Genomic DNA, 22,369 nt, shown 5'->3' on the forward strand with positions numbered 1-22,369 from the left:
TCAACAGCAACAGATGAAAGAGATAAAAAAGGCTGCTTGATATGAAAAAAATGCAGAGCTGTCAGATAATTTCAACTAAAAATTTGACATCGCCCAAACCAAGACTCGTGTCCTAGGCTAACCAACGCAGAATAAATTCAATTTGCCAAAGAGAATAAAAAAAGCAATATAGGGACCTTCCTTACTTATTTAAAAAAGGATTTTAGTCTAGGAAGGTTCTCAACTAATGGTCAGGGCAAAAAAATCGGTTGAAAAACTCGTTCCCTACATTAGCGGGAAAAACACGAGCTATCTCTTTGAGCACTCCACCAAGGTGATGAAGCTTGATTCCAACGAATTAAGTATAACGCCCTCTCCCCGAGTCAGTGCCGTCCTTGTCGAGTTTGTTCAAAAATATCCCTTAAATTGGTATCCCGATATTTCATGCACAACTTTGCATGAGAAACTGGCTGAATACGTCAAATATCCAACTTCATTTATTCAAACATTTAACGGATCAGACCATGGGTTGGAAACCATTTGCAAAGCTTACCTAGAACCCGGTGACGAAGTAGTGATTGCCATGCCCACTTACGATCATTTTCGAGTGTATGCCCAAGCCTGCGATGCAACTATCAAGCCTGTTTTTGGGGATACTTTAACGCTGCCCTCTATAGATAAACTTATCGAAGCAATCACAGAAAAAGCAAAAATTATTTATATTGTAAATCCCTTGACCCAAAGTCTTTATTCCAAGGAAAACATCGAAACCCTTTTGAAAACGGCGTCCAAAAGCCTGGTCATTGTCGATGAAGCTTATTTTGAATTTTGCAATGCAACTGTTGCTTGCCTCATAAAAAATCATCCCCATTTGATTATTTCACGATCTTTTTCCAAGGCTTTTGGGTTGGCGGGACTTCGTTGTGGCTATCTTCTGGCCCAACCAGAAACCATGGCCCCCATCAACAAGGTTCGTCTGGGCAAAATCAATTCGCTCACTCAAGTAGCCGCTTGCGCAGCCTTAGATGATGTCGAATACACCGAGCGTTCCGTCTTTGAAATAAAAACAGCGCGTGAATGGATTACCCCCAAGCTGAAAAATTTGGGACTTTTTGTGGTAGACACCATGGCCAACTATCTTTTTGTTGAAGTAGCCAAGCCTTTGGAGGTTGCCCGTTTTCTTGAAAAACACGATGTCTTTATAAGAAGCGGACTTACCAACATGGATGGATTTTTGCGCATCACCATCGGGCATCAGCTTTTGATGGAACGTTTTTGGCAAGAATTCAAAAAAATCCCGGCTGAGCTTTTATATTCCCAAACACAAGTTCAAGCCCAAGGTCGTACCGGGTCAGTTTGAGAACTCCAAATACCTCTCCCTCCACCATTGGAACATAAGCAGGGAAAAAAGCTGTTTGCGGTTATTTTTCTTGCCATCCAGATGGTCTTTGACCAAACGGGTAATAAATTCAGGATTAAACAACCCGTTTTTGCGAATTTTTTGGGGATCTAACACCCGCAACATTTCTTGTTTCAACTCCGTTTTAAGCCAAAGGGAAATGGGAATCCCAAAACCTTTTTTAGGGCGATAGAGAATTTCGGAGGGGAGGATTTTTTCCAGGGCCTTTTTCAAAATATATTTTGTTTTTGTCCCTTTAAGTTTCAGGTTGTAAGGAATACGTGAAGCATATTCCACAACATTGACGTCCAAAAAGGGGGCACGAACTTCAAGGGAATGCGCCATCGAGGCGCGATCGGCTTTGACAAGGATGTCATCACACAAATAAAATTTTTGGTAGAAGTAGAGCATGCGTTCCCCGGGATGAACCGAAGGACAATGGCGCATGGTTTCGACAACCAGATCCAATGGATTCGTAGGGGCGGGGTTCCCCCGCCCAGGGCACGGCAACCCCGCCCCTACGAACAATCTCTCCTGCTCCCCTTGATGAAACGCCCCCAACCAAACCTGATTGCGGATCACGGGCGGGAACGAGGCTCCGTAGAGAAACTGCTTCAATTTAAATTCAAAACTCATGTCCTTATCCGAAACAGGCAGGGCATTTCCGGCCCCAACAATTATTTTTTGAAGTGCCGATGGCAGCTTCCAAAACCACTGGGCAACATGCCCTGCAAAAAAAGTGGGGTAACCCGCAAAAAGCTCATCACCCCCATCCCCTCCCAAGGCCACCGTGACATGGTTACGAGTAAAAGCGGAGAGCAGATAAGTAGGGATGATTGAGTAATCGGCAAAAGGTTCATCTAACACGGAAAGTACATTAGGAAGAATCTCAATCATCTTATGCGGTGTTAAAATTTGTTCATGGTGATCGGTGCCAAATTTTTTGGCCACAAGACGCGCATAAGAAGTTTCGTCAAAAGACTTTTCCTCAAAACCAATGGAGAAAGTTTTGATATCTTTTCCCGGATGATGGCGGGCCATCAATCCCACAACAGCAGACGAATCGATTCCTCCCGAAAGAAAAACCCCAAGGGGCACATCACTGACTAACCTTGCCTCCACCGCGCTATCAAGAAGGTCTAAAAGTTTGGGGGCAATGGAATTTTCATCTTCACAGACAGGGTTTCCAAGAGGAATATTCCAGTAGGGAGCAATCGTAATTCCATGCCCATCCCATTCCAAAAAATGGGCCTGGGGAAGTTTTTTTACCCCCTTAAAAATGGAAAAAGGCGCCGGGACATACTCATATTGAAAATAATGCTGAAGAGCCCCGTCATCCAACTGATTTGCAAAATCGGGATGGGGCCGAAAAGCCTTCGGCTCGGAGGCAAAGGCAAAATGAGCAGGCGTATCCCAATAATAAAATGGCTTCTTCCCCATGCGATCGCGCGCCGCAAAAAGTTTTTTATCGCGTTCGTCCCAAATGCAAAAGGCAAACATGCCATTGAGTTTGGATAAACAGGATTTCCCCTCGGCAATGTAAAGTTGAAGTAGCACTTCGGTATCAGAACGCGTGGAAAAGAGGACCCCTTTTTTTTCTAACCCGGCTTTAAGCTCGATAAAATTATAAATTTCTCCGTTAAAGGTAATGGTAAAACGGCCATCGGGTGAGGTCATGGGTTGGTGCCCACCAGAGGACAAATCGATAATGGCCAGACGCCGCTGCGCCAACCCCACTGGGCCTTTGACAAAATACCCTTCATCATCCGGCCCACGGTGGGCAAGGGTGCGATTCATTTTTTGCAAAATTTCAAGGGAAACAGGCTTGTTGTTTTTGTGGAGAATTCCGGAAATACCGCACATAAGAAAAATTCGAAATTCAAATGTCGAAATTCGAAACAATATTTAAATGCCAAATTCAAGTGCTTAAATTTTGAATTTTTTATGTTCGAATTTGTTTCGTATTTCGTGCTTCGAATTTCGATTTTCTAAAAGTTAACCTTCTCCTGAATCAGATACACCGTCTTTCCCTGGGATTCGTGATAAGTACGCATAAGAAGTTCAGCGATAAGCCCCATCATGATAAGCATCATCCCCAGTACCGATAAAAAAACGGCCAAAAGCAAAACAGGATTTCTGTGGGCATAAACATCGTGATAAAATTTTTGATACAAGACAAAACCGGCTGCCAACACGGCCAAACCATTCAAACTAAATCCAAGCCCGCCAAAAAGATAAAGGGGTTTTGTGAAAAAAGAGCCCAAAAATTTCACCGTAAACAAATCGAGCAACACTTTCACAATGCGTGACATACCATATTTGGAAACTCCCTTGGTACGTGCCAAATGATTCACCGGGATTTCCGTGATTTTGGCCCCCGCATAACAACAATAGGCAGGAATAAACCGGTGCATTTCCCCATAAAGGGTGAAGGCATCCACAAACCGGGCATCATAGGCTTTAAGTGTGCATCCATAATCCTTTAGTGCCACTCCCGTGGCCTTTGAAATAAGCCAATTAGCCATTTTGGAAGGAAGCTTTCTAGAAAAAAACTTGTCCTGACGATTTTTACGCCATCCTGAAACGACCCCGTAACCTTCCTTCATTTTTTCCAAAAGCTTGCCAATATCCCTTGGGTCATTTTGGTTGTCAGCATCCAAAGTAATATAAACACGGCCGGAAGCTTCTTTAAACCCGGCCTGCATCGCCGCCGTTTGTCCAAAATTACGGGTAAAGCGGATCACTTTGACATGGGAATCCTTTTTGGCCAGATTTTGGGTGATCTCAAAACTTTTGTCGGTAGAGCCATCATCAATAAGCAAAATCTCGTAAGAAAGCCCCAGAGGAGGAAGAACACTTCCAAGATTCTGATAAAGTTCCCCCAGGTTTTCCTCTTCATTTAAAAAGGGGACAATAATAGAGAGATCAAGTGTTTTTGTTTTCGGCATATTTAAGTGGGTTATCAAATCCATTGCACCCAGACAATGGATTTTATATGTAGGGATTTATATGTATGCACAATTCCCCTCCCTTGAGGGGAGGGGATTAAGGGGAGGGTGGCCCCGATCATCACCCTCTCCCTAACCCTCTCCCCTCAAGGGAGAGGGGATAATAATATGAAAATACTCCTCACCGGCGCTGCAGGTTTTATCGGGTCCCATTTGGCCGAAGCCCTTCTTGGCAAGGGACACAGCATTATCGGCATCGATAATTTAAACAATTTCTATGACCCCGCTCTTAAAAGAAAAAACTTGAGTGAAATTGAAGCCACAGCAAAAAAACTTAAAGGAAAATTTGAATGCCACCAAGGAGATATTTGTAACGAAGATTTCATAGTCCCCCTCATCAAAAAAGAAAAACCGGATGGCATCATTCATCTGGCCGCCATGGCCGGGGTAAGACCTTCCATCGAAGACCCCATTCTCTATGAAACCGTCAACGGCTTGGGAACGACTGTTTTGTTGGAAGCCTCCCGCCAGGCAGGAATTCATCACTTTATTTTTGGGTCTTCCTCTTCGGTCTATGGTCTTAATACAAAGGTTCCGTTTGCCGAATCGGATCCGGTCAATCTCCCCTATTCCCCTTATGCCCAAACAAAACGAGCCAATGAATTACAATGCCATGTCTATCATAAACTTTATAAAATGAATTTTGCCTGTTTGCGTTTTTTCACCGTCTATGGCCCCCGCCAGCGTCCCGATTTGGCCATACGAAAATTTACAGAGCTTATGTACGAAGGGAAGTCCATTCCCATTTTGGGGGACGGAAGTTTTCGTCGTGATTTTACTTATGTGGATGACATTATTGAAGGAGTCATGAAAAGCCTTGATTGGATCACTCAAAACTCATCCCAACCCAAATACGAAATTTTCAACTTAGGGGAATCTGCCACCACCAGCGTTCTCGATTTGATTCATTTGTTGGAAAAAGCCTCTGGCAAGAAAGCCAAACTCGATTTCAAACCCGTACAACCCGGTGATGTGCCCATTACTTATGCCGACATAAGCAAGGCACGCCAGATTTTGGGATATAACCCCCAAATCCCACTGGAAGCGGGAATCCCCAGGTTTATTCAATGGTTTAAGGGGATATAGCTCTTGACAATTCCCCTCCTCCTGTTAAAACGCCCAAACTTATGTCAATTCAAGCCAGTCAACTTCGTCCGGGCATGGTCATCGACAAGGATGGTTTCTTGTGGCAATGCCTTGAGTCCGTTCATAAAACCCCCGGAAATTTGCGTGCCTTCATCCAGGCTAAAATGCGCAATTTGAAAAATGGAACCCAAAAAGAATTCCGCTTTTCTTCAACAGAAACTTTAGAAAAAGTTGACCTCCGCGAAAAATCCATGCAGTTCCTCTATAATGACGACGGCGGCTACCATTTCATGGACATGGAAAATTACGAGCAAATCCAAATCAACAAAGAATTTTTGGGCAACAATGTCTTTTATTTAATACCCGAAGGCTTGGTGAATGTGACATTCCATGACTCAACACCCGTAGGTCTGGTGTTCCCGCAAACTTTAAGCTTTAAAGTCATTGAAGCCGAACCCAACATGAAATCCGCAACAGCCACCTCAAGCTACAAAAATGCCAAAATTGAGACAGGTTTAATCGTTAAAGTGCCCCAATTCATTGAAGTGGGCGATAAAATCACCATCAAAACCGAATCGGGAGATTATGTCACCCGGGTTAAAGAATAAGAATGGCAGGATCAAATCCCCCTTCTTTTCCCCCTTTATTAAAGGGGGACACAGGGGGATTTTTATTTGCCTCATTTTTTATTTTTCTTTGAGCACTCCCCATCTGTTCGCCCAAACAAAACCTCTCTCCTTTCTTTTTATCTACCCCGGTGGCGAAGGCTCTGATGCCGATGCCCATCCTTTTATTGAGGCCTTTTTAAACGACCTCTCAAAAAAAACCGGCATGCATTTTGTTGGGAAATATTTTGAAGAGGCTGACGAGGCCTTGGAAACAATCCGTGAAACCAAACCTCAAATGGGAATTGTAAGTTTGGCATTCTACCTTCAAGAACAAAATACGGTCCCCATGGAAATACTGGCCAAAACAGAAACCCTGGGATCAGGAGGCACCAATGAATACACTCTTTTTTCCCATGCGGGAGCGCTTTCCCCTGGCACTTATGATGTCTGGTGCCCGGAACCTTTGGGTCAAATTTTTTTTGAAAAGATCATCCTTAAAAATATTTCATTACCCGCGGGAGTTCACCTAAAAATAAAACCCAGCTATGGCATTTTGACAACCTTGAAGCGAATCAGCTCCGGTGAGTTAAAAGCCTTAGCGCTTTTGGATTCCCATGACACACAATCGCTTGAAAAAATTTCTCTGCCCTGGGTCAAAAATTTGAAAAAAATTCACACCTCAATTACGCTTCCTTCATCCCCCGTTGTCAGCTTTGGTTTTATGCAGGAACTCACACGCAAACAGATCATCGCTGGCTTGCTAAACCAGCGCGGATCAAAACCTCTCTCTGATTTGCGGTTGAAAGGATTTCTAACGGCGGAAAAACAGGAATACACCTCACTTCTTCAGATGTTGGAGGGCAACTAAGCCGGAACCTAAAATGCCTGCCCTATCTCCCAGCTTGGCCAATCTGATTTCAACCCCTTCAAAAGTTTTGGCATAAAGGCGGTTTTTCATTTCCTGGCGGCATTCATTTAAGAAAAGGCCGGATGATGCTGAGATGCCCCCTCCCAGAATAATTTTTTGGATGCCTGTTGCACTCACAAGGGAGGCAAGTCCAATACCCAAATAATAGCCAAACCTCAAGAACATGTCCCGGGCCAAAAGATTTCCTTTTTCGGCCTGGCTGGCAAGGCCTGCCACTATTGTGGAGCTTTCTTGGCCCAGCAAAGAGGCGATGGGCTTTAGCTCCAAAGAATCCTCGTCACTTTCAAAAACTTCTTTCAAATTTCTCACCAACCCAGAGCCCGAAGCAAAAGTTTCCAGGCATCCCCGGCCTCCACAAGGACAGGAAGGCCCCGATGCTTCAACAACGATATGCCCGAATTCGCCGGTAAATCCGTGCGTGCCGTGAAAAATCTGTGAATTAATAATGATGGCCCCTCCGATACCCGTCCCCAGGGTAAGCATTAAAAATGTATCCCATTCCTGTGCGGCGCCTTTCCAATGCTCTCCCAAGGCAATCCGATTGGCGTCGTTATCGATGAACACGGATTTTTTCAAGTTTTTGAAGATTTCTTTCTGAAGGGCAAAATCCTTCCACTCAGAAAAATGGGGAGAGGCATGCACCACACCCATAGCCGCATTGACAATGCCGGGGACACCCAGCGAAATCGCCGCCACTTTTTCCTTGGGAAATGTCCCCATAAGTTCCATCAGCAGATCAACAACGGCTTTTTGTGAGCGAATTTCATCCACAGCCCGTTTTGACATTTGGGTTATTTCCCCCATACGATCAACCAAACCGGCACGCACATACGTACCTCCCAAATCCACCCCCACAATAAATTGGTCTTTATCTTCAGCCATGGTTTTTGTTAGGTTAGCCTTAACTTTTCTAAAAGAAAACTTAATTGTAAGGGCGGCTTGCAAGCCGCCCTTACCTAATATGCAAACATTCCTCATTCCCACTACCGACATCCAAGATAAAACCGTTCTCCTCACAGGGGAAAATGCCCATCATCTAAGCCGTGTCTTGCGTGCCAAAGAAGGGGAACGTGTCCGGATCAGCTCCCCGGATGGAAAACTTTTTGAAGCTCAAGTGGCCTCCATTGGCAAAGAGGTAAAGCTGAATATCCTTCAAGAAATCCCAGCGCCTTCATCCCCCTATCCGATTCATTTGTATCTGGCATTACTCAAGAGCGAAAAAATGGAATGGGTGATTCAAAAAGCGGTGGAGTTGAATGTCGAAGCGGTGCATTTGGTTATCACCCAAAATTCAGTCCGGCAAGAATTGTCGGAGTCAAAATGGAATCGAATCCAAAAAATAGCCGAAGAAGCACAAAAACAGTGTGGAAGAATTACTCCCTTAAAAATTTTCCCTTCGGTTCCTTTCCAAAAAGCCCTGGATTCTTCTTCAACAAAAATCAATTTTTTTGCCTGTGAAAAAGGTTCCCCGGAACCCCTAAAAGCCGCCTTTAAAAAAAGACCCCCTCCTCCTTTTTCAATATGGATTGGCCCCGAAGGAGGATGGGACGACCATGAGATAAGTCTGGCAAAAGCATCGGGATATCATTGTGTGGGGCTGGGGCCCTTCATTTTAAGGTCGGAAACGGCAGCGCTTCATGCCCTGTCGTGTCTGATTTACTCATTATGAAACCCTTCATTCTCGCCCATCGTGGTGCCTCTGGATACGCTCCTGAAAATACAATGAAGGCCTTTGCCTTGGCGGAAACGCTTGGGGCTGATGGTGTTGAATTGGATGTTTTTTTAACAACCGATGGGCACGTGATCATCACTCACGACGAAGAACTTTTCCGACTGACAGGTCAGAAATTAATCACTCAAAAACAGAATCTAAAAACACTGAAAACCCTGGATTTTGGCGAGGGAGAAAAAATTCCCACATTGGCCTATTTTTTTGATGCCTTCGGCAAAAAATTTTCCGTGATCAATGTAGAAATCAAATCCACGGGGTTGCGTACCAATGGGATTGAACAAGCCGTCTTAAAACTCATCAAAGATTTCAAAATGATCGAACAGGTTTACATTTCCTCCTTCAATCCCCTCCATCTCATCCGTTTCAAAAAAATGGCCCCCGAAATCAAACGCGGCTATTTGATCTGGCCCAAAAACAGGACGACACAACAAAACTTCTGGATCGCTCGCGCCAACCCTCAAACCATGAACCTCCCCCTTTTTTGGCTTAAACAAAGTCATCTGGAGCAATTTGGTAAACTGGAAAGAAGAACTTGGCTGTGGGATGTGGATAACAAAGACAGTATTAAACCTGAACTTACCCCTTGGCTTTCCAAGTCCCTAGGCGCCATTATTACCAATTATCCGGATCGGTTAAGAGCCCTGCTTCACTCCCAAAATTGAGATTGGCAAAGGCTTTGGGGCTGTGTTAATCCACTGGCCTCATTAGAAGGAGCCAATCATGTCCGGACATTCAAAATGGGCCACCATTAAACGCAAGAAAGGCGCAACGGATGCCAAGCGCGGCCAGCTTTTCACCAAACTCATTAAAGAAATCACCGTCGCGGCCCGCATGGGCGGGGACGATCCGAATGGAAACCCCCGGCTCCGCACCGCCATTGCCGGTGCACGCTCGCAAAGCATGCCCAACGACAATATTGAGCGCGCCATTAAAAAAGGAACGGGGGAACTGGAAGGGGTAAACTACGAAGAAATCATGTACGAAGGTTATGGCCCCGCAGGAGTTGCCTTGATTATTGAATCGCTAACAGACAATAAAAATCGCACCGTCTCTGAAATAAGAAATATCCTGTCCAAAAAAGGGGGGAACCTGGGTGAGGCAGGATCAGTTTCCTGGGGTTTTAAGAAAAAGGGCATACTCTCCTTTGATAAAAAAACAATCTCTGAAGAAAAGTTGATGGAAACCGCCCTGGAAGCCGGAGCTGAAGATATTAAAGACGCCGACGATACTTTTGATGTCGAAACCGACCCCCAGCATTTTGAAAAAGTAAAAGAGGCTCTTGCCAAAGCAGGGCTAAACCCCACACATGCTGAAATCGCCATGATCCCCGAAAACACCATCAAACTGAATTTGGAAGAAGCCACCAAAATGCTGGCCTTAATGGAAGCGTTAGAAGATCACGACGATATCCAGAAAGTGTACGCTAATTTTGATATCCCTGCAGATGTAATGGAAAAAATCTCGTAGGGGCGCTGCTTGCTGCGCCCATTCCAACAATGATCATCCTAGGCATCGACCCAGGCACACGCATTGCCGGTTACGGTCTGATTAAAAAAAAATCGGGCCAGGTAATCCATATTGATAACGGCATCATCGACTGCCAGAAAATCGAAACCCTCCCTGGAAAGCTCGAGCACATTTTCAAATCCGTTCAAAAACTCATTAGCCAATTTCATCCAACAATTTTAGCCATCGAAGATATTTTCTACGCGAAGAATGTGCAGAGCACGGTCAAGCTCGCGCATACGCGCGGCATCGTGATTCTCGCCGCCCAAATGAATGGATTGGAAGTGCACGAGATCTCGCCCCTCGAGGTGAAAAAAGCCGTGGTCGGCTACGGGCGGGCCGAAAAAACCCAAGTACAGCAGATGATCAAACTCCTCTTAAAACTCCCCCAAATCGCCGAAGAAAACGCGTCGGATGCCTTGGCGGTGGCGGTGTGTGTGGCCAATAGCTTGAGGCCGATCCTAGAAAAATCAAACTAAATTGAGAATATCATCAATCGATTGAGTACTCATCAATGGATGAGCTTCCTCTTGACCAATGACCATGAAGGGACAAGCCAGATTTGCTTTTTTAAGTAAAAGTTTATGAGGAATCTTTTTTTGCCGACCACTTTTAACCTCAAGCGCCAAAATGGGTTCATTGTGATGGGTAATCACGTAATCGATCTCATCATTCTGTTCCTTCCAATAACAAAGCTCCCAATTTGTCTTTCCAAAAAGAAGATTCAAAAGATGGGATCCAATAAGATTTTCGAAAGTAAAATTTTTAAGCCCTTCACGCCTCACCGAAGCTTCCACAAGGCCGGGGTTGGGAAGAAGCCATTTGGGGAGCGATTTTTTGGTTCGGTGAGGTTGGATGGAATATTTGTAGATGGGGCAAACAAGAAAGGCCTGGGAAAGAAGCTCCGCATAGTGAACCAAGGTAGCCGTATTCCCATTTCCCTGAAGATGATCCAAAATTTTTTGAAAACTGACGATATGCGCCGGCAAGCGGGACACATACCAAAATAATTGCCGAAGGAGAGCCGGTTTATCCACAGCATGCAGTGACAAAATATCGCGCCCCAACGAGGGCTCAATGATACTGTTTTGAAGGTAATGGTCGAGGCGTTCGGGATCCTTGGCAAAATCATAGGCCTTCGGATAGCCTCCCATCCAGACATAATCCTCAAGGCTTGCCCGAAACACTTTGTGGCATTCTTCATAAGTCCAATGAGGAAAAAAATTCATTTCAAAACGCCCCGTCAAGCTCTCGGACAAACCTTTTTCAATCAAAATAGCAGAACTCCCCAAAAGACAAACACGAAGCATCGTTTGGTTTCTTTTGTCCTCATCCCACATCTTTTTAACGACTTCCGACCAACGCGGAATTTTTTGCACTTCATCAAGAACGAGCGTCCTTTCCGAGGAAGATATTTCGCGGGCCTTTGTCCATTGCTGAACAATAAAATCAGTTGTAGGAGGCGTGGGCAAATCAGCGCTCGCGTAAAGGGTAGTGGCCGGATCAAAAAAACGAGACACCGCCGTTGTTTTCCCCACTTGCCTGGAACCCGTAAGAACCTGGATTAAACCATGGGAATTTTTAAGGTTTTCAGTGAGATTTTTTGGGAAAATCCTGTCCATAAATCAAATAATAACAGGATATTATAAGTTTTCAATGTTTTTCCGAGGTATAGATCGGAAAAACAAATGGAAGGCCGATGCAGGAAAAATCTAAAAATGGGTGATCGAACATTACGAAAACAATCTGAAAATTCTTTTGGAGTGCAACACTCTCAGAATTCGAACTTCTTTTTGATGGATTTTGTAAACGATCCGGCAGGGATTTACGATGAGCTCCCGGTAATCTGCAAACAAGGTTCCTTTAAGTTCTGGAACCTTTCGGCCCCTTTCTGCAAAATTTTCAAGGGATTTGATTTTATTTTTGAACAAGGCTTTCAGTTTCTCTGCAGCCAAGGCTTTGTCCAGGCGAACATACCGGATGATCTGTTCGATGTCTTTTTGTGCAGGATTTGAAAGGAGGACTTTTCTCTTCATCAGATTTTATCAAACTTAGCCTCGAAATCCTTCCATTCCAAAAAATCGCCCTGGGAGAAGGCTTTTTCGCCCAAAAGGATGGCGTCAATGAACTCCAACTTCTTCATCTGTTGCTGATATTCTTCAACGTCCATGCAAACCATAGCCGCACGGCCATTTTGAGTGATTAGAACCGGCCTTCGTGTCTGCCGTATCTTCTTAATCACCTTACCCGCCTCATGCATAAGCTCGGTAACGGGGATGATATCTTGGTTAAAATCGGATTTCATAGGCAATTTAAATTTAATTTAAATTTACTCTCTTTGGAGGGGAGTGTCAAAAATAAATTTTTAAAAGAATCATTACCCAACCAAATCCTTCACCCAATAATATCGACCTCTTAAAGATCCACCACCACGAATCCTATCCGGTAAACTGTCTTCACATACAAGTTTCCAGCCTTCTGCCTGAGGCACTTGGCGATAAACGCGATCGAGGTTTTTAACGGAACCTCGAGGAAGTAAGCGACCAAAAAGATTGAACGGCGTGTTTAAAAAGATTCGCTTGTAACCCCTCCCTTTCGCTAAACCCTCAACCCATTGAAGAGATTGTTGTTGCCAACCAGGAATATTATCCGGATCGTATTGAATCTCATCAATCACAAGCGACGTTTCATCAAGAATAAATTCAACAACAACGTGGTCCCCCTTGTCCTGATAGAAAAATTTACGATGTCTCGCCCAATCCAATTTTCTGCCATCGGCACGAAGATCCAATATCAAAGGCGGAATTTCGGGGGAAGGGGCCTTGTCCTGAGTTTTACTCTCTGGACTCTCCTGGGTAAGATTTGGGTCTTCTACCACAGCTTCAATTCCCTTTTCCCGCATTTTTGAAGCCAAACCGCGATCATGCTCCAAAGATAAATTAAAATTGAGAACCGCATCGGCAATTTCTACTCCAAACTCCTTACTCAAACTCAATCGACGAAAAATAATTTCGAAGGGATTCCTCGTTTCTCTTTGGAGGAGGATAGCCTCCAAGACAAGGGAGAGATCAAACGGATGGAGGGACTCTCCTACTTGGGGACAAGAAACCTCACTCACAGTGTATTGACTCCAAAGATAAGAAATCACGAGGGGCCAATGGTCTTTCCCAACTTGAGCTTCTTTAAGCCCTTGCATCAGGCCTACCACATCCTGGTAGCTAATTTTTTTATCTGCGGTCAGATAATCTGACTGTATCAACCGGTTGATATCGATGATCATTCTCTGCAGGACATCAAATACCTTCATCCAATGCTCCCGACGATTACCACTGATATGACTTTGGAGGGCATCCACAAAGGCATAAAACTCACTCGAAATTCCAGCTTCCATTACATGCTCAAAACCGCCACGGAATATAACTCCTCTCAGATGTCCAAGGGGGACTCCTTTTTGAAGTAAAATGACAGCTTCCTTGAGCCAATTAGCCTGGGACTTATCATTAATAGGCAAGACGCTCTGTTGACAATGAGCTAGGATCAGCAAAAGTTCCATCGAAGGCACTGCATCTGTACGGCTTTTAACGAGGAAAGCCGCATCCACAATGTCTTTGTACCCTCCCGTGGCCGCCAAAATGGCATCGGGATCGGTGAATCCCCGAGCGGTTAGATCATCTCGGGATAAACGCTGTGGGCCACTGGAGGTAATAGACTGATTCACTCCATCATTCATAAAAACCATATCATGACTTTTTAAAGCAGGATGAACCCATCCCCTTTCTTCTCCAGCAATAAGACTTCCTCCCATGATCACCCCTAAGTTTTCCAATTGCTGCTGTTCCCCAGGCAAACCAACAGCATAAGGACGAGCTCCGCTAAGCGGAGACTCTCCAAAGGGCACTGCTTTTACAGAAACCGGGCAGGATAGAGGCTTGCCAAACGGAGAAGACGCAACGGTTCTTCTAAGTCCAGTGGCTAAAGAACGAGGTCCAACTCGCACGGGCACGAAATGAGTAAAAGGCAGGGCATTCGAATTTCTGACAAGGGGAAACATAATTTTGTAGGGTCTTTATCGCCTTTTACTTCCTAAGGTTGCTCCCAAAATTTCCCCTTGCCGCCCAAGGCTTGGGTGCTAGACTAGCCCGCATGATTGCCCAGCTTGAAGGAAAGATTTCCCAAAAAAACCTCGAAGGACTCATCATCAACGTGAATGGCGTGGGCTATGAGGTGTTTGTTTCGAAAACTTGTTTTCAGAAATTACCGGAACTCGGAGAAGGAGTCGCACTTCTCATCCACACACACATCACCGAGACAAGCTTCGTCCTTTTTGGATTTTTAGATTCCAGTGAGAAGCATCTTTTTAAAAATTTGCTCAGTGTCAGCGGCATTGGGCCAAAGCTCGCCATGCAGGTGCTCTCGGGGCTTACCAGTTTTGAATTGATCCAGGCGTTGATCGACGAGAACTTGGCCAAGCTCACGGGCATCAGCGGCATTGGCAAGAAAACGGCGGAGAGACTGATTGTGGAGCTCAAAGATAAGGTTTTTAAAATGGCGGATACGATTAAGCTGGATGTGACTTCTTTTGGGAAAGGGCACGTTTCTCCTGGAAAAACTTATGATGAAGCGCTCTCGGCGTTGATGAATTTGGGGTATCAGCGGAATATTGCGGAGCAAGCTTTGGGGAAGGTGAAGCACCATGCGGGGGCGAGAGTGGAAGAATTGCTGAGAGTGTCTTTAGGAGAATTGTCGAAGATGTAGGGGATGGGGATGACGCAGGAGCGTCGGGAACTTGCGTTCCCACGCAGGAGCGTGGGAACGAGAAAGAATCATGATCAACAGAGAAAATTCAAATATCATTCCCAACACATTAGATGACGAGCTGCATCTCGATCTCTCACTGCGCCCAAAAAGTTTGGATGAATTTGTCGGCCAGGCCAATATCAAAGAAAAATTAAAAATTTTCATCCAAGCCGCCCGGCAGCGCAAAGAGACTCTGGATCACTGCCTTTTCTGCGGGCCTCCGGGATTGGGAAAAACGTCGCTGGCCAATATTATTGCCAATGCGATGGAAGCGCCGATCAAGTCAACCTCCGGCCCCGTGATTGAAAGGGCCGGCGATCTGGCGGCCATCCTCACCAATCTTGAACCCAATTCGGTTTTATTCATCGACGAAATCCATCGTTTAAACCCGATGGTGGAAGAAATCCTCTACCCGGCCATGGAAGATTTTAAATTGGATATCCTGATCGGTCAGGGACCTTCTGCCCGCTCCATCAAACTGGATATCCCTCGATTTACCTTGGTGGGAGCCACAACGCGCGCAGGCTTACTCACATCCCCTCTTCGCGACCGGTTTGGGATTGTGGAGCGCTTGGATTTTTATAACCCGAAAGATTTGGAACAAATTCTCCGACGCTCAGCAAATATCTTGGAAGTTCCCATGGAAAACGAAGGGACCCGTGAAATCGCCAAGCGCTCACGTGGCACACCCCGCATCGCCAATCGTTTACTACGTCGCGTGCGTGATTTTGCTCAAGTGAAAGGGAAAGGAATCATCTCTTCCCCCATTGCCTCCCAGGCCCTTGAAATGCTCGAGGTGGACAAACAAGGTTTTGATGCCATGGACCGAAAGATTTTAAGAACGATCATCCAGAAATTTGATGGGGGGCCCGTAGGCGTGGAGGCGATCGCTTCCGCCATTAATGAAGAAAGAGACACGATCGAAGATGTTTATGAACCTTTTTTGATTCAGCAGGGTTTTGTCAACCGTGGCCCTCGGGGACGCACAGCCACAAGGCTGGCTTTTGAACATTTGCAGGTACCCTTTATTAATAAAGGACAGACGGAATTGTTGTAATAAGGGCAATTCATGAATTGCCCTTACAAAAAGCGGCGTGCCTTAAGGTTCTCCAAGGATGTATTTTTCAATTTTTTGAAGTTTCTCTTTTATTTCCCTATAACCACCTGTATATTATTAAGTATTTTTTAGCTTATACTCTCTTTATTTTGCAGGCAGGAAAAATTGAAACTCATCAGCAAAAAAGATTCGAATCTTATTTTTTATATTTTGGCTGTGGTCATTTTTTGCGGATTTATGTCTGCAACCTTTGGAAGTGAGGATGGTTTAAGCCGTTTGATGGAATTAAGGCAGAGAAAAACAACCTTAGAGGAGAAAAACAAATCCATCCTTGAAGAAAACCTCAAACTCACTCAGGAAATAACGTCCCTTCATGACAAAAAAAACCTGGAGCACAAAGCTCGTGAGGTTTTGGGCTATGTTTATCCCGACGAAGTCGTCTTCGTGCTAAGACCAAATTAATAAGTTCCATCTTCGGGGACATCAAAGTAGGAATATTCTTTTGAAAAGCCCATTTGGTCATCCACAATTTTCTTTATCGAACGAACAAACCATTTTTGAGTTTCCTGCTTGGCAAAACACAAATGCCGCAAGCCATAACGATGGGCCTGCAACAAGGCAAAAACAAGGTCTTCCGGTTTTGTACTTTCATCAAAAAGAATTTTTTTATACACCAACCCTTCCACATGCTCTTCAACAGCCGCTTGCAAGGCCAACTGCCCTTGAAGAGAAGCCATAGGCACTTGAGCTTCCAAACCGGGAGTGCATCCCCAAATGGAGGCCAGTGCATCCGTGCAAAAAAGATTGGTAATCAAACTGTGACGCCGCTTAAGCCCATGATGCACATACCATGAATCCGTAAATTTTTGGAAAACGCCCCTGTGACTGGCTAATCTGACAGAAGCTTCCTGTGATTTACGTTGTACAAAAGACATGATCTGGCTTGCCAAATCAACGGCTTCCTGGGAATCGTAAGGGATATCCAGACCTGAGAACACATCGGCAAAGCCGGCAAGTCCCAAAGAAATTTTTCTGAAAGCAGAAGCTGTGTTTTTAAACTCTGGCCGCGGATAGGAAGCCACTTCCAAAATATTATCCATAAATCTGATTCCCAAAAACAAAGTTTCCGCCAAAGCATCCCAAGAAAACTGGCCTTCTAATACAAATTTTGAAAGATTAATGGCTCCACAAGGAACAGCTTCATGATGAAGCAAGGGGACATCCCCCTCTACGCCCACGGTTTGGTAAGAACCAAAAGAAGCAACGGGGTTTAGAGAGTTAAACTTATCCATAAAAACAAAATCTAATTTTGCTCCGGATAAGATGGCATCAACAAACACGGCTAAAAGATCCCTGGCTTTTGTCATTTTAACCGGTTTGCCTGACTGGGAATGAACCAGGGGCCAAGGGCCATCACGATTTAACTCTTGAAAAAAAGAATCTTGAAGCCCCACTGTTAGTCTCAAATTTGTGGAATGTTTTTGAGAGACTGCTTTAACAAGTTCGACAATATCGGGATGATCCACCGGCAAAAAAGCAGCAGAAACAGGATGTTTGTTAAAAAATGAGCTGGTAACAGAATGATAAATGTTCAAAAACCCTTGGGGAGACAAGCCATTTTCTTTGGGATAAAGCTGTGAAAAATTAAAACTGCACATTCCTCCATTTTGATGGACAAAGGCCGCTTCCTTCATCGTTTCAAAAACAGAATCAATGGAATTATCCACTGAAAAACTAAAAGACGAAATAAGAATACTTCCCGGCTTCCCCGCATTTTGAAGAACGCTTATCTCTGGCAAGAACTCTCCCCTTGCCATCATCGCATAGAACTTGTCTTCTATTTCCTGTAACACAGAGATCGGCTGATAACGGGCTTCTCCTTCAGCAACACACCGAGCCACACGCAAAAAACATTCCTGCACGGTTTCACGCACCGCGTTCTGCCCGTTAGCCAACAAAACGTGCTGTAAAAGATACTGGGTCCCCTCTTCACCAAATTCGGGCACAATACGCACAGATTTTAATGGCGCTTTTTCAGGGGCCATTTGCACACTTTCTTTTTGCAAGGCCATCACCGCCAAGAGATCGGGGTTTAAGGATTCGTCTTTTTCGGGAAAGGGGTTGTTTTCGTTTTGAGCCGCATGGAGGACCGGACTATTTTTTAAACGAACAAGCCCCAGTTCATGAAGTTGAAAGGCCACCAATTCACTCACCAATTCCAAAGATAAAAACTCGATCTTGCATCGTGAAATTTCTTTTTCAACCTCCGTGGCCACAAGCTCGGCAATAGACTGGGTTATTTTGGAATGTCCCAAAGCCAAAAGCTCTGAAATAAGACGCACCCGATCAAACCTGAACTCTTTCCCTGGATGGGAAAACCCAAGAAACCCTTCTTTGGACAAAACCTCTTTTTTTGGTTGAAAGACTTCCATATATTTTAAACAGACAAGAAAAGCTAAAAAACGGCGCTCGGTGTGTCAATATCTGTTTTAAAAAAAATCTAAATGTCTTTTAAAATCTTTTTGGTCACCGTAGAAAGGGGTAACTCGTTTTTCTGCCATACAGAAACCCAATGCCAATCTTTGACAAGATTTTTGGGGCGGTTTGACAAAACAAGTTTAAATGGTCTGATCTGCATGCGTCTATTCATAATGGCATGGGACACGGGCCGCATCAGTGCTGGTTCAAAATTGAGTGGAAGGTTTAAGTCTTCTATCCATTGCTTTACCGCCTTCAAAGACGGAGCCCCCTCACAAACCTGCGTGGGGACTTCCCACAAACCTTCCATAATTTCCTTCTTGGTACGTTGCCGCATTAAAAAACATCCTTCATGTTCAACAACCAGAGCCATCGAATGTTCCTTAACATAAGCCATCTTTTTCCCTTTAACAGGATAACTCTCTGGCCTGCCTTCTTTAAAAGCGGCACACCCCTTCAATACGGGGCATAAAAGACATTTGGGATTGGAAGGGGTACATACCGTGGCCCCCAGCTCCATCATGGCCTGGTTAAAATCTCCCGGATTATTTTTATCTAGAAGTTTCTGGGCCTTGATCGCAATATTTTTCTGTACATTTAAGGAATCCACACTTTCATGAATGGCAAACAAACGAGCCATGACACGAATGACATTTCCGTCAACCACCGCTACAGGCTCACCAAAAGCAATGCTGGCAATAGCAGAGGCCGTATATTCCCCAAGCCCCTTCAAATTTTTTAGTGCCTCTTTTGTGGATGGAATTTTTCCGTCATGCTGATGAAAAATCTTTTGGGCTGACTCATGAAAGTGACGAATACGACGATAATATCCCAGACCCGCCCATAATTTGAGGAGTTCTTCGATGGGAGCTTGGGCCACGGATTTTAAAGTCGGAAATTTCCTTAAAAAACGGTTGTAATAGGGAATCACTGTCGCCACCGTCGTCTGCTGAAGCATGATTTCGGAAAGCCAGATGGCATAAGGATCCTTAAATTTTCTCCAAGGAAGATCCCGCTTTTGGGATTGATACCAACAAAGGAGTTGCTTACGGAATTTTTGCGGGGAGAGGGCCATAGGCTAGGTCCCCGAGCGGAGTCGAGGGGCCATCACTTCGACTCCGCTCAGTGACCATAATTTTACAAATCCTAAAAAATTGTGGCGAAACCCAAGGAAAACTTCCACTCTTTTTTAAGAGGAAGCCCCTTCTTTTTCCCTCGCTAGCAGACGGATTGTCTCGGAGACCCCCTTGGTATGCAGCCTCTGAGTCAGCCTTTTCAACCTTTCCAGGTCTTCTATGCCCAAACGCAGGGTTAAAGTGCGGGATTTTCGTTTGGATGCATTCTCGCTTAGAAACTGCCTATAACGAAGCGCCGTTTTCAAACAGTCCTGCATGTCCACGCCATAAAAACTTTGAGGTAATTTTTCGGGATTGAAAAAGTTCTTCATCGCTTTTGCCAATTCCGGATATTTTTTACGGTCACGATCCTGCCGATGGATGACCTGCGGCCTATACATGAGGATCGCTGGGAGAACCTCATAAATGCGCGGCTCCTCTAAGGCGGCATTGAATATCTCATCGAGTGTGACCCTCTTCCGGCGAGGAATCACACCCGAGGTCAAGAGAACCTTTTCATAATTCAATCTTTCGAGCACATGTTGAGTTGTTGGATTCATGGTCTTATTTTTTTGATTGGATTCGGATCTCTTCTTCTTTTTCCGGGAAGAATTTCAAATAGGTCTGAATAAGTTTTTGGTCTTTAAGCCTATGAAATTTCAATTTCGAAGCCATGACCGCTTCGGGTAAGGCAATAAAAACCTCTACCGATGGAAAATCCAGAATCTTTTGATACAATGTTTCTTGCGGCATCCAAATAAGATGCCCGTCATTTTCTAACCGCATGCCTTCATTCAAGAGAAGCTCTGATAATCTTTTCTGCACGATATAATTTAAGGGAGAAACCACATCCAAGTCCATAGTGGCCGTCACCGGAAAGGGTAAATCAGCCAAAAGCAAGGCCGTTTGCCCTACGATCTGAACCGTCTGCTTTGGAATCGAGGGAGACCCCATTCCATGGGCCTCTTCATTGAAGGCATCGATAAACTCATTTAATTGACCAAAAATATTTTTAAAATTTTCTTGGATCGTTCTCATCAGAGTATCTATATTACTTAATATATTTACTTTGTAAATACATTATTTTAATATAATAAAATCATAAAGTTAATTTATAATAAAATTTTTAAATGGATTTAAAAAGAGCGGAGGGAAGAATACTGCTCCTTTATCGAAAGCAGAAAATCCTGCCAATACCTCGTCTCCGCATAGTAAGGAAAAGCGCGTTTGAAGATCTCCTCCTCAAAGCGCTCGCCGATCCACGCGGCATGGCGGATCATACGAAGCGTGCGAAGGGGTTCCGTCAGGATGAAAGAAGCATGGTCGAAAGAGCGGAACATCTCATAACCTTCAAAAAAATTCTTCTTCTGTTCCCGCTGTTCGTCTTCGTCGCCAAAAAACAACATCCAGATGTCTTGAATCGCGGGCGCCACCACCATGTCGTCAAAGTCAACGAGTGTGGGGCCATCCTTGTTCCACAAAATGTTTCCAAAATGGCAATCGCCATGCACGGCAAAGGGTTTCCAGTCCTGCGTGAAAAGCGGCTCTATTTTTTCTAAACATTGGGAAATGACATCTTCAAGGGAGTCCCGCAAACTTTCAGGGGCATGGGGTTTGTCCAAAATAGAATCCAAAGAGCGCCAACCATAGGTTTCTGCAGTAAGATGGAGTCTATTTTTCACATTTAAGGAATGAGTAATATTATGCAAGCGCCCCAACAGACGCCCGAGCCACCGGAGATTTTCATTCGAAAGCTCGGCTTGTTCATGCCCCCCAAACTTCGGATACAAACAATAATAATAAGGCCCATCAAAACCCAAACTTGGGAAACCCTTTGATTGGGCCAAGCTTACGGGCCGCACCACTGGAACCTCGGCTTCGGCCAAGGCTATAAGCACTTTATGTTCATCAACAAGGGTTTCTTCCTTCCAGCGGCCAGGACGATAAAATTTGGCAATAAGGGGAGAAACATTTCCTTCGAGATGAACCTGATAAACACGGTTTTCGTAGCTGTTAAGCTGAAAAAGTTGCCCGGTAGGTTGATACCCCTGATGGCTAAGAGCATCACAGATCCGGTTTGGCAACAGGTCTTGGAAAGGAGTGGTCATAAACCTCTTAAACCACAAATAAATTTAGCTTGCCATCTTCAAAATAAGGGAGCTTCATTTGAAACGAGGAGGCTTTTATGAATGATAAGAACTTAAAAAAAGACCGTGAAGCCGAAATCCTTTCGGGCACAAAAGAAACGGTGAATTCCAGAAAGAACGACATCATCAAAAACATCGAGATCAACGCCAAAAAAGCAATCGCCCACGAAGAAAAACCCCACGATCCCAAAAAGAAACCCGGGTTCCATTATGATGAAGGTGAAGAAGGCCCATCTTCGGACTAGGTGAAGAAAGCAGCCACACTCAAAAAAATTTTGACTCTTGATTCCGCATTCCGAAATCCGCATTCCGCATTCGATATGTGCCGAGGGCGGGAATTGAACCCGCACAGGTTACCCTACTGGATTCTAAGTCCAGCGCGTCTGCCAGTTCCGCCACCTCGGCATGGGATAAAAAAATGATGAGTAAATCTTTAAAAAGGTTATGACAATAGGATTTTTCTTAAATGAAACACCTCCTCTTGACAGCTCTTGGCGGATGGGTTCATAGTCTTAAAAAGTTCATATTT

The 22,369-nt window shown here is 44.6% G+C and carries 24 protein-coding genes and 1 tRNA gene; 12 read left to right on the top strand and 13 right to left on the bottom strand.

What is annotated here, in order from left to right; genetic code table 11:
- Positions 1-226 precede the first annotated feature (226 nt).
- The gene (locus A2048_06685) at positions 227-1,339 is read left to right on the top strand and encodes a hypothetical protein (protein OGP09055.1); all 1,113 of its coding nucleotides are present in this window, start codon (positions 227-229) and stop codon (positions 1,337-1,339) included.
- Here the strand turns inward: A2048_06685 and A2048_06690 are convergent.
- Positions 1,331-3,241, bottom strand: a complete 1,911-nt coding sequence (locus tag A2048_06690; GenBank protein OGP09056.1) for an asparagine synthase (glutamine-hydrolyzing) — start codon at positions 3,239-3,241, stop codon at positions 1,331-1,333. The genes A2048_06685 and A2048_06690 overlap by 9 nt on opposite strands.
- Before the next feature lie 125 nt (positions 3,242-3,366).
- Positions 3,367-4,326, bottom strand: a complete 960-nt coding sequence (locus A2048_06695) for a glycosyl transferase (protein OGP09093.1) — start codon at positions 4,324-4,326, stop codon at positions 3,367-3,369.
- A gap of 168 nt (positions 4,327-4,494) precedes the next feature.
- Here A2048_06695 and A2048_06700 point away from each other — a divergent pair, with 168 nt between their 5' ends.
- From A2048_06700 to A2048_06710, 3 genes are read left to right on the top strand one after another with little or no spacing between them, the layout of a single operon-like run.
- Complete coding sequence (locus A2048_06700) at positions 4,495-5,472, top strand: epimerase (protein ID OGP09057.1); 978 nt, start codon at positions 4,495-4,497, stop codon at positions 5,470-5,472.
- 41 nt (positions 5,473-5,513) lie between these two features.
- Positions 5,514-6,080, top strand: a complete 567-nt coding sequence (locus A2048_06705) for an elongation factor P (protein ID OGP09058.1) — start codon at positions 5,514-5,516, stop codon at positions 6,078-6,080.
- Entirely contained in the window at positions 6,058-6,948 is an 891-nt protein-coding gene (locus A2048_06710; protein ID OGP09059.1) for a hypothetical protein, read from the top strand. The genes A2048_06705 and A2048_06710 overlap by 23 nt, the downstream gene beginning before the upstream one ends.
- On the opposite strand, the gene A2048_06715 is transcribed toward A2048_06710, so the two are convergent.
- Positions 6,919-7,986: a hypothetical protein gene (locus tag A2048_06715; protein ID OGP09060.1), complete on the bottom strand. Its 1,068-nt coding sequence runs from the start codon at positions 7,984-7,986 to the stop codon at positions 6,919-6,921. The two genes, A2048_06710 and A2048_06715, sit on opposite strands and share 30 nt — an antisense overlap.
- Here A2048_06715 and A2048_06720 point away from each other — a divergent pair.
- Genes A2048_06720 through A2048_06735 form a run of 4 tightly spaced genes read left to right on the top strand, consistent with a single transcriptional unit; the run spans position 7,970 to position 10,725 of the window.
- Entirely contained in the window at positions 7,970-8,677 is a 708-nt protein-coding gene (locus A2048_06720) for a hypothetical protein (protein ID OGP09061.1), read from the top strand. The genes A2048_06715 and A2048_06720 overlap by 17 nt on opposite strands.
- Entirely contained in the window at positions 8,656-9,402 is a 747-nt protein-coding gene (locus A2048_06725) for a hypothetical protein (protein OGP09062.1), read from the top strand. The genes A2048_06720 and A2048_06725 overlap by 22 nt, the downstream gene beginning before the upstream one ends.
- 58 nt (positions 9,403-9,460) lie before the next feature.
- A complete protein-coding gene (locus A2048_06730) occupies positions 9,461-10,207 on the top strand; it encodes a transcriptional regulator (protein ID OGP09063.1) in 747 nt (248 codons plus the stop codon).
- A 29-nt stretch (positions 10,208-10,236) separates the two neighbouring features.
- A complete protein-coding gene (locus tag A2048_06735) occupies positions 10,237-10,725 on the top strand; it encodes a crossover junction endodeoxyribonuclease RuvC (GenBank protein ID OGP09064.1) in 489 nt (162 codons plus the stop codon).
- Here A2048_06735 and A2048_06740 read toward each other — a convergent pair.
- The 4 genes from A2048_06740 to A2048_06755 all read right to left on the bottom strand — a co-directional run bounded on the left by A2048_06740 (position 10,717) and on the right by A2048_06755 (position 14,297).
- A complete protein-coding gene (locus tag A2048_06740) occupies positions 10,717-11,868 on the bottom strand; it encodes a hypothetical protein (protein OGP09065.1) in 1,152 nt (383 codons plus the stop codon). The genes A2048_06735 and A2048_06740 overlap by 9 nt on opposite strands.
- A 111-nt stretch (positions 11,869-11,979) precedes the next feature.
- Positions 11,980-12,282, bottom strand: a complete 303-nt coding sequence (locus tag A2048_06745; protein ID OGP09066.1) for a hypothetical protein — start codon at positions 12,280-12,282, stop codon at positions 11,980-11,982.
- Entirely contained in the window at positions 12,282-12,551 is a 270-nt protein-coding gene (locus A2048_06750) for a hypothetical protein (GenBank protein ID OGP09067.1), read from the bottom strand. Before A2048_06750 ends, A2048_06745 begins: the two co-directional genes overlap by 1 nt.
- Positions 12,552-12,623: 72 nt before the next feature.
- Entirely contained in the window at positions 12,624-14,297 is a 1,674-nt protein-coding gene (locus A2048_06755; GenBank protein OGP09068.1) for a hypothetical protein, read from the bottom strand.
- A gap of 92 nt (positions 14,298-14,389) precedes the next feature.
- On the opposite strand from A2048_06755, the gene A2048_06760 reads away from it, so the two are divergent.
- The 3 genes from A2048_06760 to A2048_06770 all read left to right on the top strand — a co-directional run bounded on the left by A2048_06760 (position 14,390) and on the right by A2048_06770 (position 16,562).
- Positions 14,390-15,001 carry a Holliday junction DNA helicase RuvA gene (locus A2048_06760; protein ID OGP09094.1) on the top strand — a complete coding sequence of 204 codons (612 nt, stop codon included), beginning with the start codon at positions 14,390-14,392 and terminating at the stop codon, positions 14,999-15,001.
- A 70-nt stretch (positions 15,002-15,071) separates the two neighbouring features.
- A complete protein-coding gene (locus A2048_06765; protein ID OGP09069.1) occupies positions 15,072-16,100 on the top strand; it encodes a Holliday junction DNA helicase RuvB in 1,029 nt (342 codons plus the stop codon).
- A 165-nt stretch (positions 16,101-16,265) separates the two neighbouring features.
- Positions 16,266-16,562 carry a hypothetical protein gene (locus A2048_06770; GenBank protein ID OGP09070.1) on the top strand — a complete coding sequence of 99 codons (297 nt, stop codon included), beginning with the start codon at positions 16,266-16,268 and terminating at the stop codon, positions 16,560-16,562.
- On the opposite strand, the gene A2048_06775 is transcribed toward A2048_06770, so the two are convergent.
- From A2048_06775 to A2048_06795, 5 genes are all read right to left on the bottom strand, one after another.
- Positions 16,559-18,532, bottom strand: a complete 1,974-nt coding sequence (locus A2048_06775; GenBank protein ID OGP09071.1) for a hypothetical protein — start codon at positions 18,530-18,532, stop codon at positions 16,559-16,561. The two genes, A2048_06770 and A2048_06775, sit on opposite strands and share 4 nt — an antisense overlap.
- Before the next feature lie 68 nt (positions 18,533-18,600).
- The gene (locus tag A2048_06780) at positions 18,601-19,653 is read right to left on the bottom strand and encodes an A/G-specific adenine glycosylase (GenBank protein ID OGP09072.1); all 1,053 of its coding nucleotides are present in this window, start codon (positions 19,651-19,653) and stop codon (positions 18,601-18,603) included.
- 114 nt (positions 19,654-19,767) lie between these two features.
- Complete coding sequence (locus A2048_06785; GenBank protein ID OGP09073.1) at positions 19,768-20,253, bottom strand: hypothetical protein; 486 nt, start codon at positions 20,251-20,253, stop codon at positions 19,768-19,770.
- Between the two features lie 4 nt (positions 20,254-20,257).
- On the bottom strand, positions 20,258-20,731 hold the full coding sequence (locus tag A2048_06790) for a hypothetical protein (protein ID OGP09074.1): 474 nt from the start codon (positions 20,729-20,731) through the stop codon (positions 20,258-20,260).
- Between the two features lie 98 nt (positions 20,732-20,829).
- On the bottom strand, positions 20,830-21,801 hold the full coding sequence (locus A2048_06795; protein OGP09075.1) for a stress response serine/threonine protein kinase YihE: 972 nt from the start codon (positions 21,799-21,801) through the stop codon (positions 20,830-20,832).
- Positions 21,802-21,878: 77 nt separating this feature from the next.
- On the opposite strand from A2048_06795, the gene A2048_06800 reads away from it, so the two are divergent.
- Positions 21,879-22,085, top strand: coding sequence for a hypothetical protein (locus A2048_06800; GenBank protein OGP09076.1), 207 nt, complete (start codon positions 21,879-21,881; stop codon positions 22,083-22,085).
- 78 nt (positions 22,086-22,163) lie between these two features.
- Here A2048_06800 and A2048_06805 read toward each other — a convergent pair.
- A tRNA-Leu gene (locus A2048_06805) sits at positions 22,164-22,245 on the bottom strand.
- Between the last annotated feature and the right edge of the window lie 124 nt (positions 22,246-22,369).

The organism is Deltaproteobacteria bacterium GWA2_45_12, assembly GCA_001797365.1.
Taxonomy (GTDB): domain Bacteria; phylum UBA10199; class UBA10199; order UBA10199; family UBA10199; genus UBA10199.

Bases quoted from the DNA above. Each gene is read 5' to 3' on its own strand.
- A2048_06685 (OGP09055.1), top strand. From the start codon at position 227: ATGGTCAGGGCAAAAAAATCGGTTGAAAAACTCGTTCCCTACATTAGC.
- A2048_06690 (OGP09056.1), bottom strand. From the start codon at position 3,241: ATGTGCGGTATTTCCGGAATTCTCCACAAAAACAACAAGCCTGTTTCC.
- A2048_06695 (OGP09093.1), bottom strand. From the start codon at position 4,326: ATGCCGAAAACAAAAACACTTGATCTCTCTATTATTGTCCCCTTTTTA.
- A2048_06700 (OGP09057.1), top strand. From the start codon at position 4,495: ATGAAAATACTCCTCACCGGCGCTGCAGGTTTTATCGGGTCCCATTTG.
- A2048_06705 (OGP09058.1), top strand. From the start codon at position 5,514: ATGTCAATTCAAGCCAGTCAACTTCGTCCGGGCATGGTCATCGACAAG.
- A2048_06710 (OGP09059.1), top strand. From the start codon at position 6,058: ATGTCACCCGGGTTAAAGAATAAGAATGGCAGGATCAAATCCCCCTTC.
- A2048_06720 (OGP09061.1), top strand. From the start codon at position 7,970: ATGCAAACATTCCTCATTCCCACTACCGACATCCAAGATAAAACCGTT.
- A2048_06715 (OGP09060.1), bottom strand. From the start codon at position 7,986: ATGAGGAATGTTTGCATATTAGGTAAGGGCGGCTTGCAAGCCGCCCTT.
- A2048_06730 (OGP09063.1), top strand. From the start codon at position 9,461: ATGTCCGGACATTCAAAATGGGCCACCATTAAACGCAAGAAAGGCGCA.
- A2048_06735 (OGP09064.1), top strand. From the start codon at position 10,237: ATGATCATCCTAGGCATCGACCCAGGCACACGCATTGCCGGTTACGGT.
- A2048_06740 (OGP09065.1), bottom strand. From the start codon at position 11,868: ATGGACAGGATTTTCCCAAAAAATCTCACTGAAAACCTTAAAAATTCC.
- A2048_06745 (OGP09066.1), bottom strand. From the start codon at position 12,282: ATGAAGAGAAAAGTCCTCCTTTCAAATCCTGCACAAAAAGACATCGAA.
- A2048_06750 (OGP09067.1), bottom strand. From the start codon at position 12,551: ATGAAATCCGATTTTAACCAAGATATCATCCCCGTTACCGAGCTTATG.
- A2048_06755 (OGP09068.1), bottom strand. From the start codon at position 14,297: ATGTTTCCCCTTGTCAGAAATTCGAATGCCCTGCCTTTTACTCATTTC.
- A2048_06760 (OGP09094.1), top strand. From the start codon at position 14,390: ATGATTGCCCAGCTTGAAGGAAAGATTTCCCAAAAAAACCTCGAAGGA.
- A2048_06765 (OGP09069.1), top strand. From the start codon at position 15,072: ATGATCAACAGAGAAAATTCAAATATCATTCCCAACACATTAGATGAC.
- A2048_06775 (OGP09071.1), bottom strand. From the start codon at position 18,532: ATGGAAGTCTTTCAACCAAAAAAAGAGGTTTTGTCCAAAGAAGGGTTT.
- A2048_06780 (OGP09072.1), bottom strand. From the start codon at position 19,653: ATGGCCCTCTCCCCGCAAAAATTCCGTAAGCAACTCCTTTGTTGGTAT.
- A2048_06785 (OGP09073.1), bottom strand. From the start codon at position 20,253: ATGAATCCAACAACTCAACATGTGCTCGAAAGATTGAATTATGAAAAG.
- A2048_06790 (OGP09074.1), bottom strand. From the start codon at position 20,731: ATGAGAACGATCCAAGAAAATTTTAAAAATATTTTTGGTCAATTAAAT.
- A2048_06795 (OGP09075.1), bottom strand. From the start codon at position 21,801: ATGACCACTCCTTTCCAAGACCTGTTGCCAAACCGGATCTGTGATGCT.
- A2048_06800 (OGP09076.1), top strand. From the start codon at position 21,879: ATGAATGATAAGAACTTAAAAAAAGACCGTGAAGCCGAAATCCTTTCG.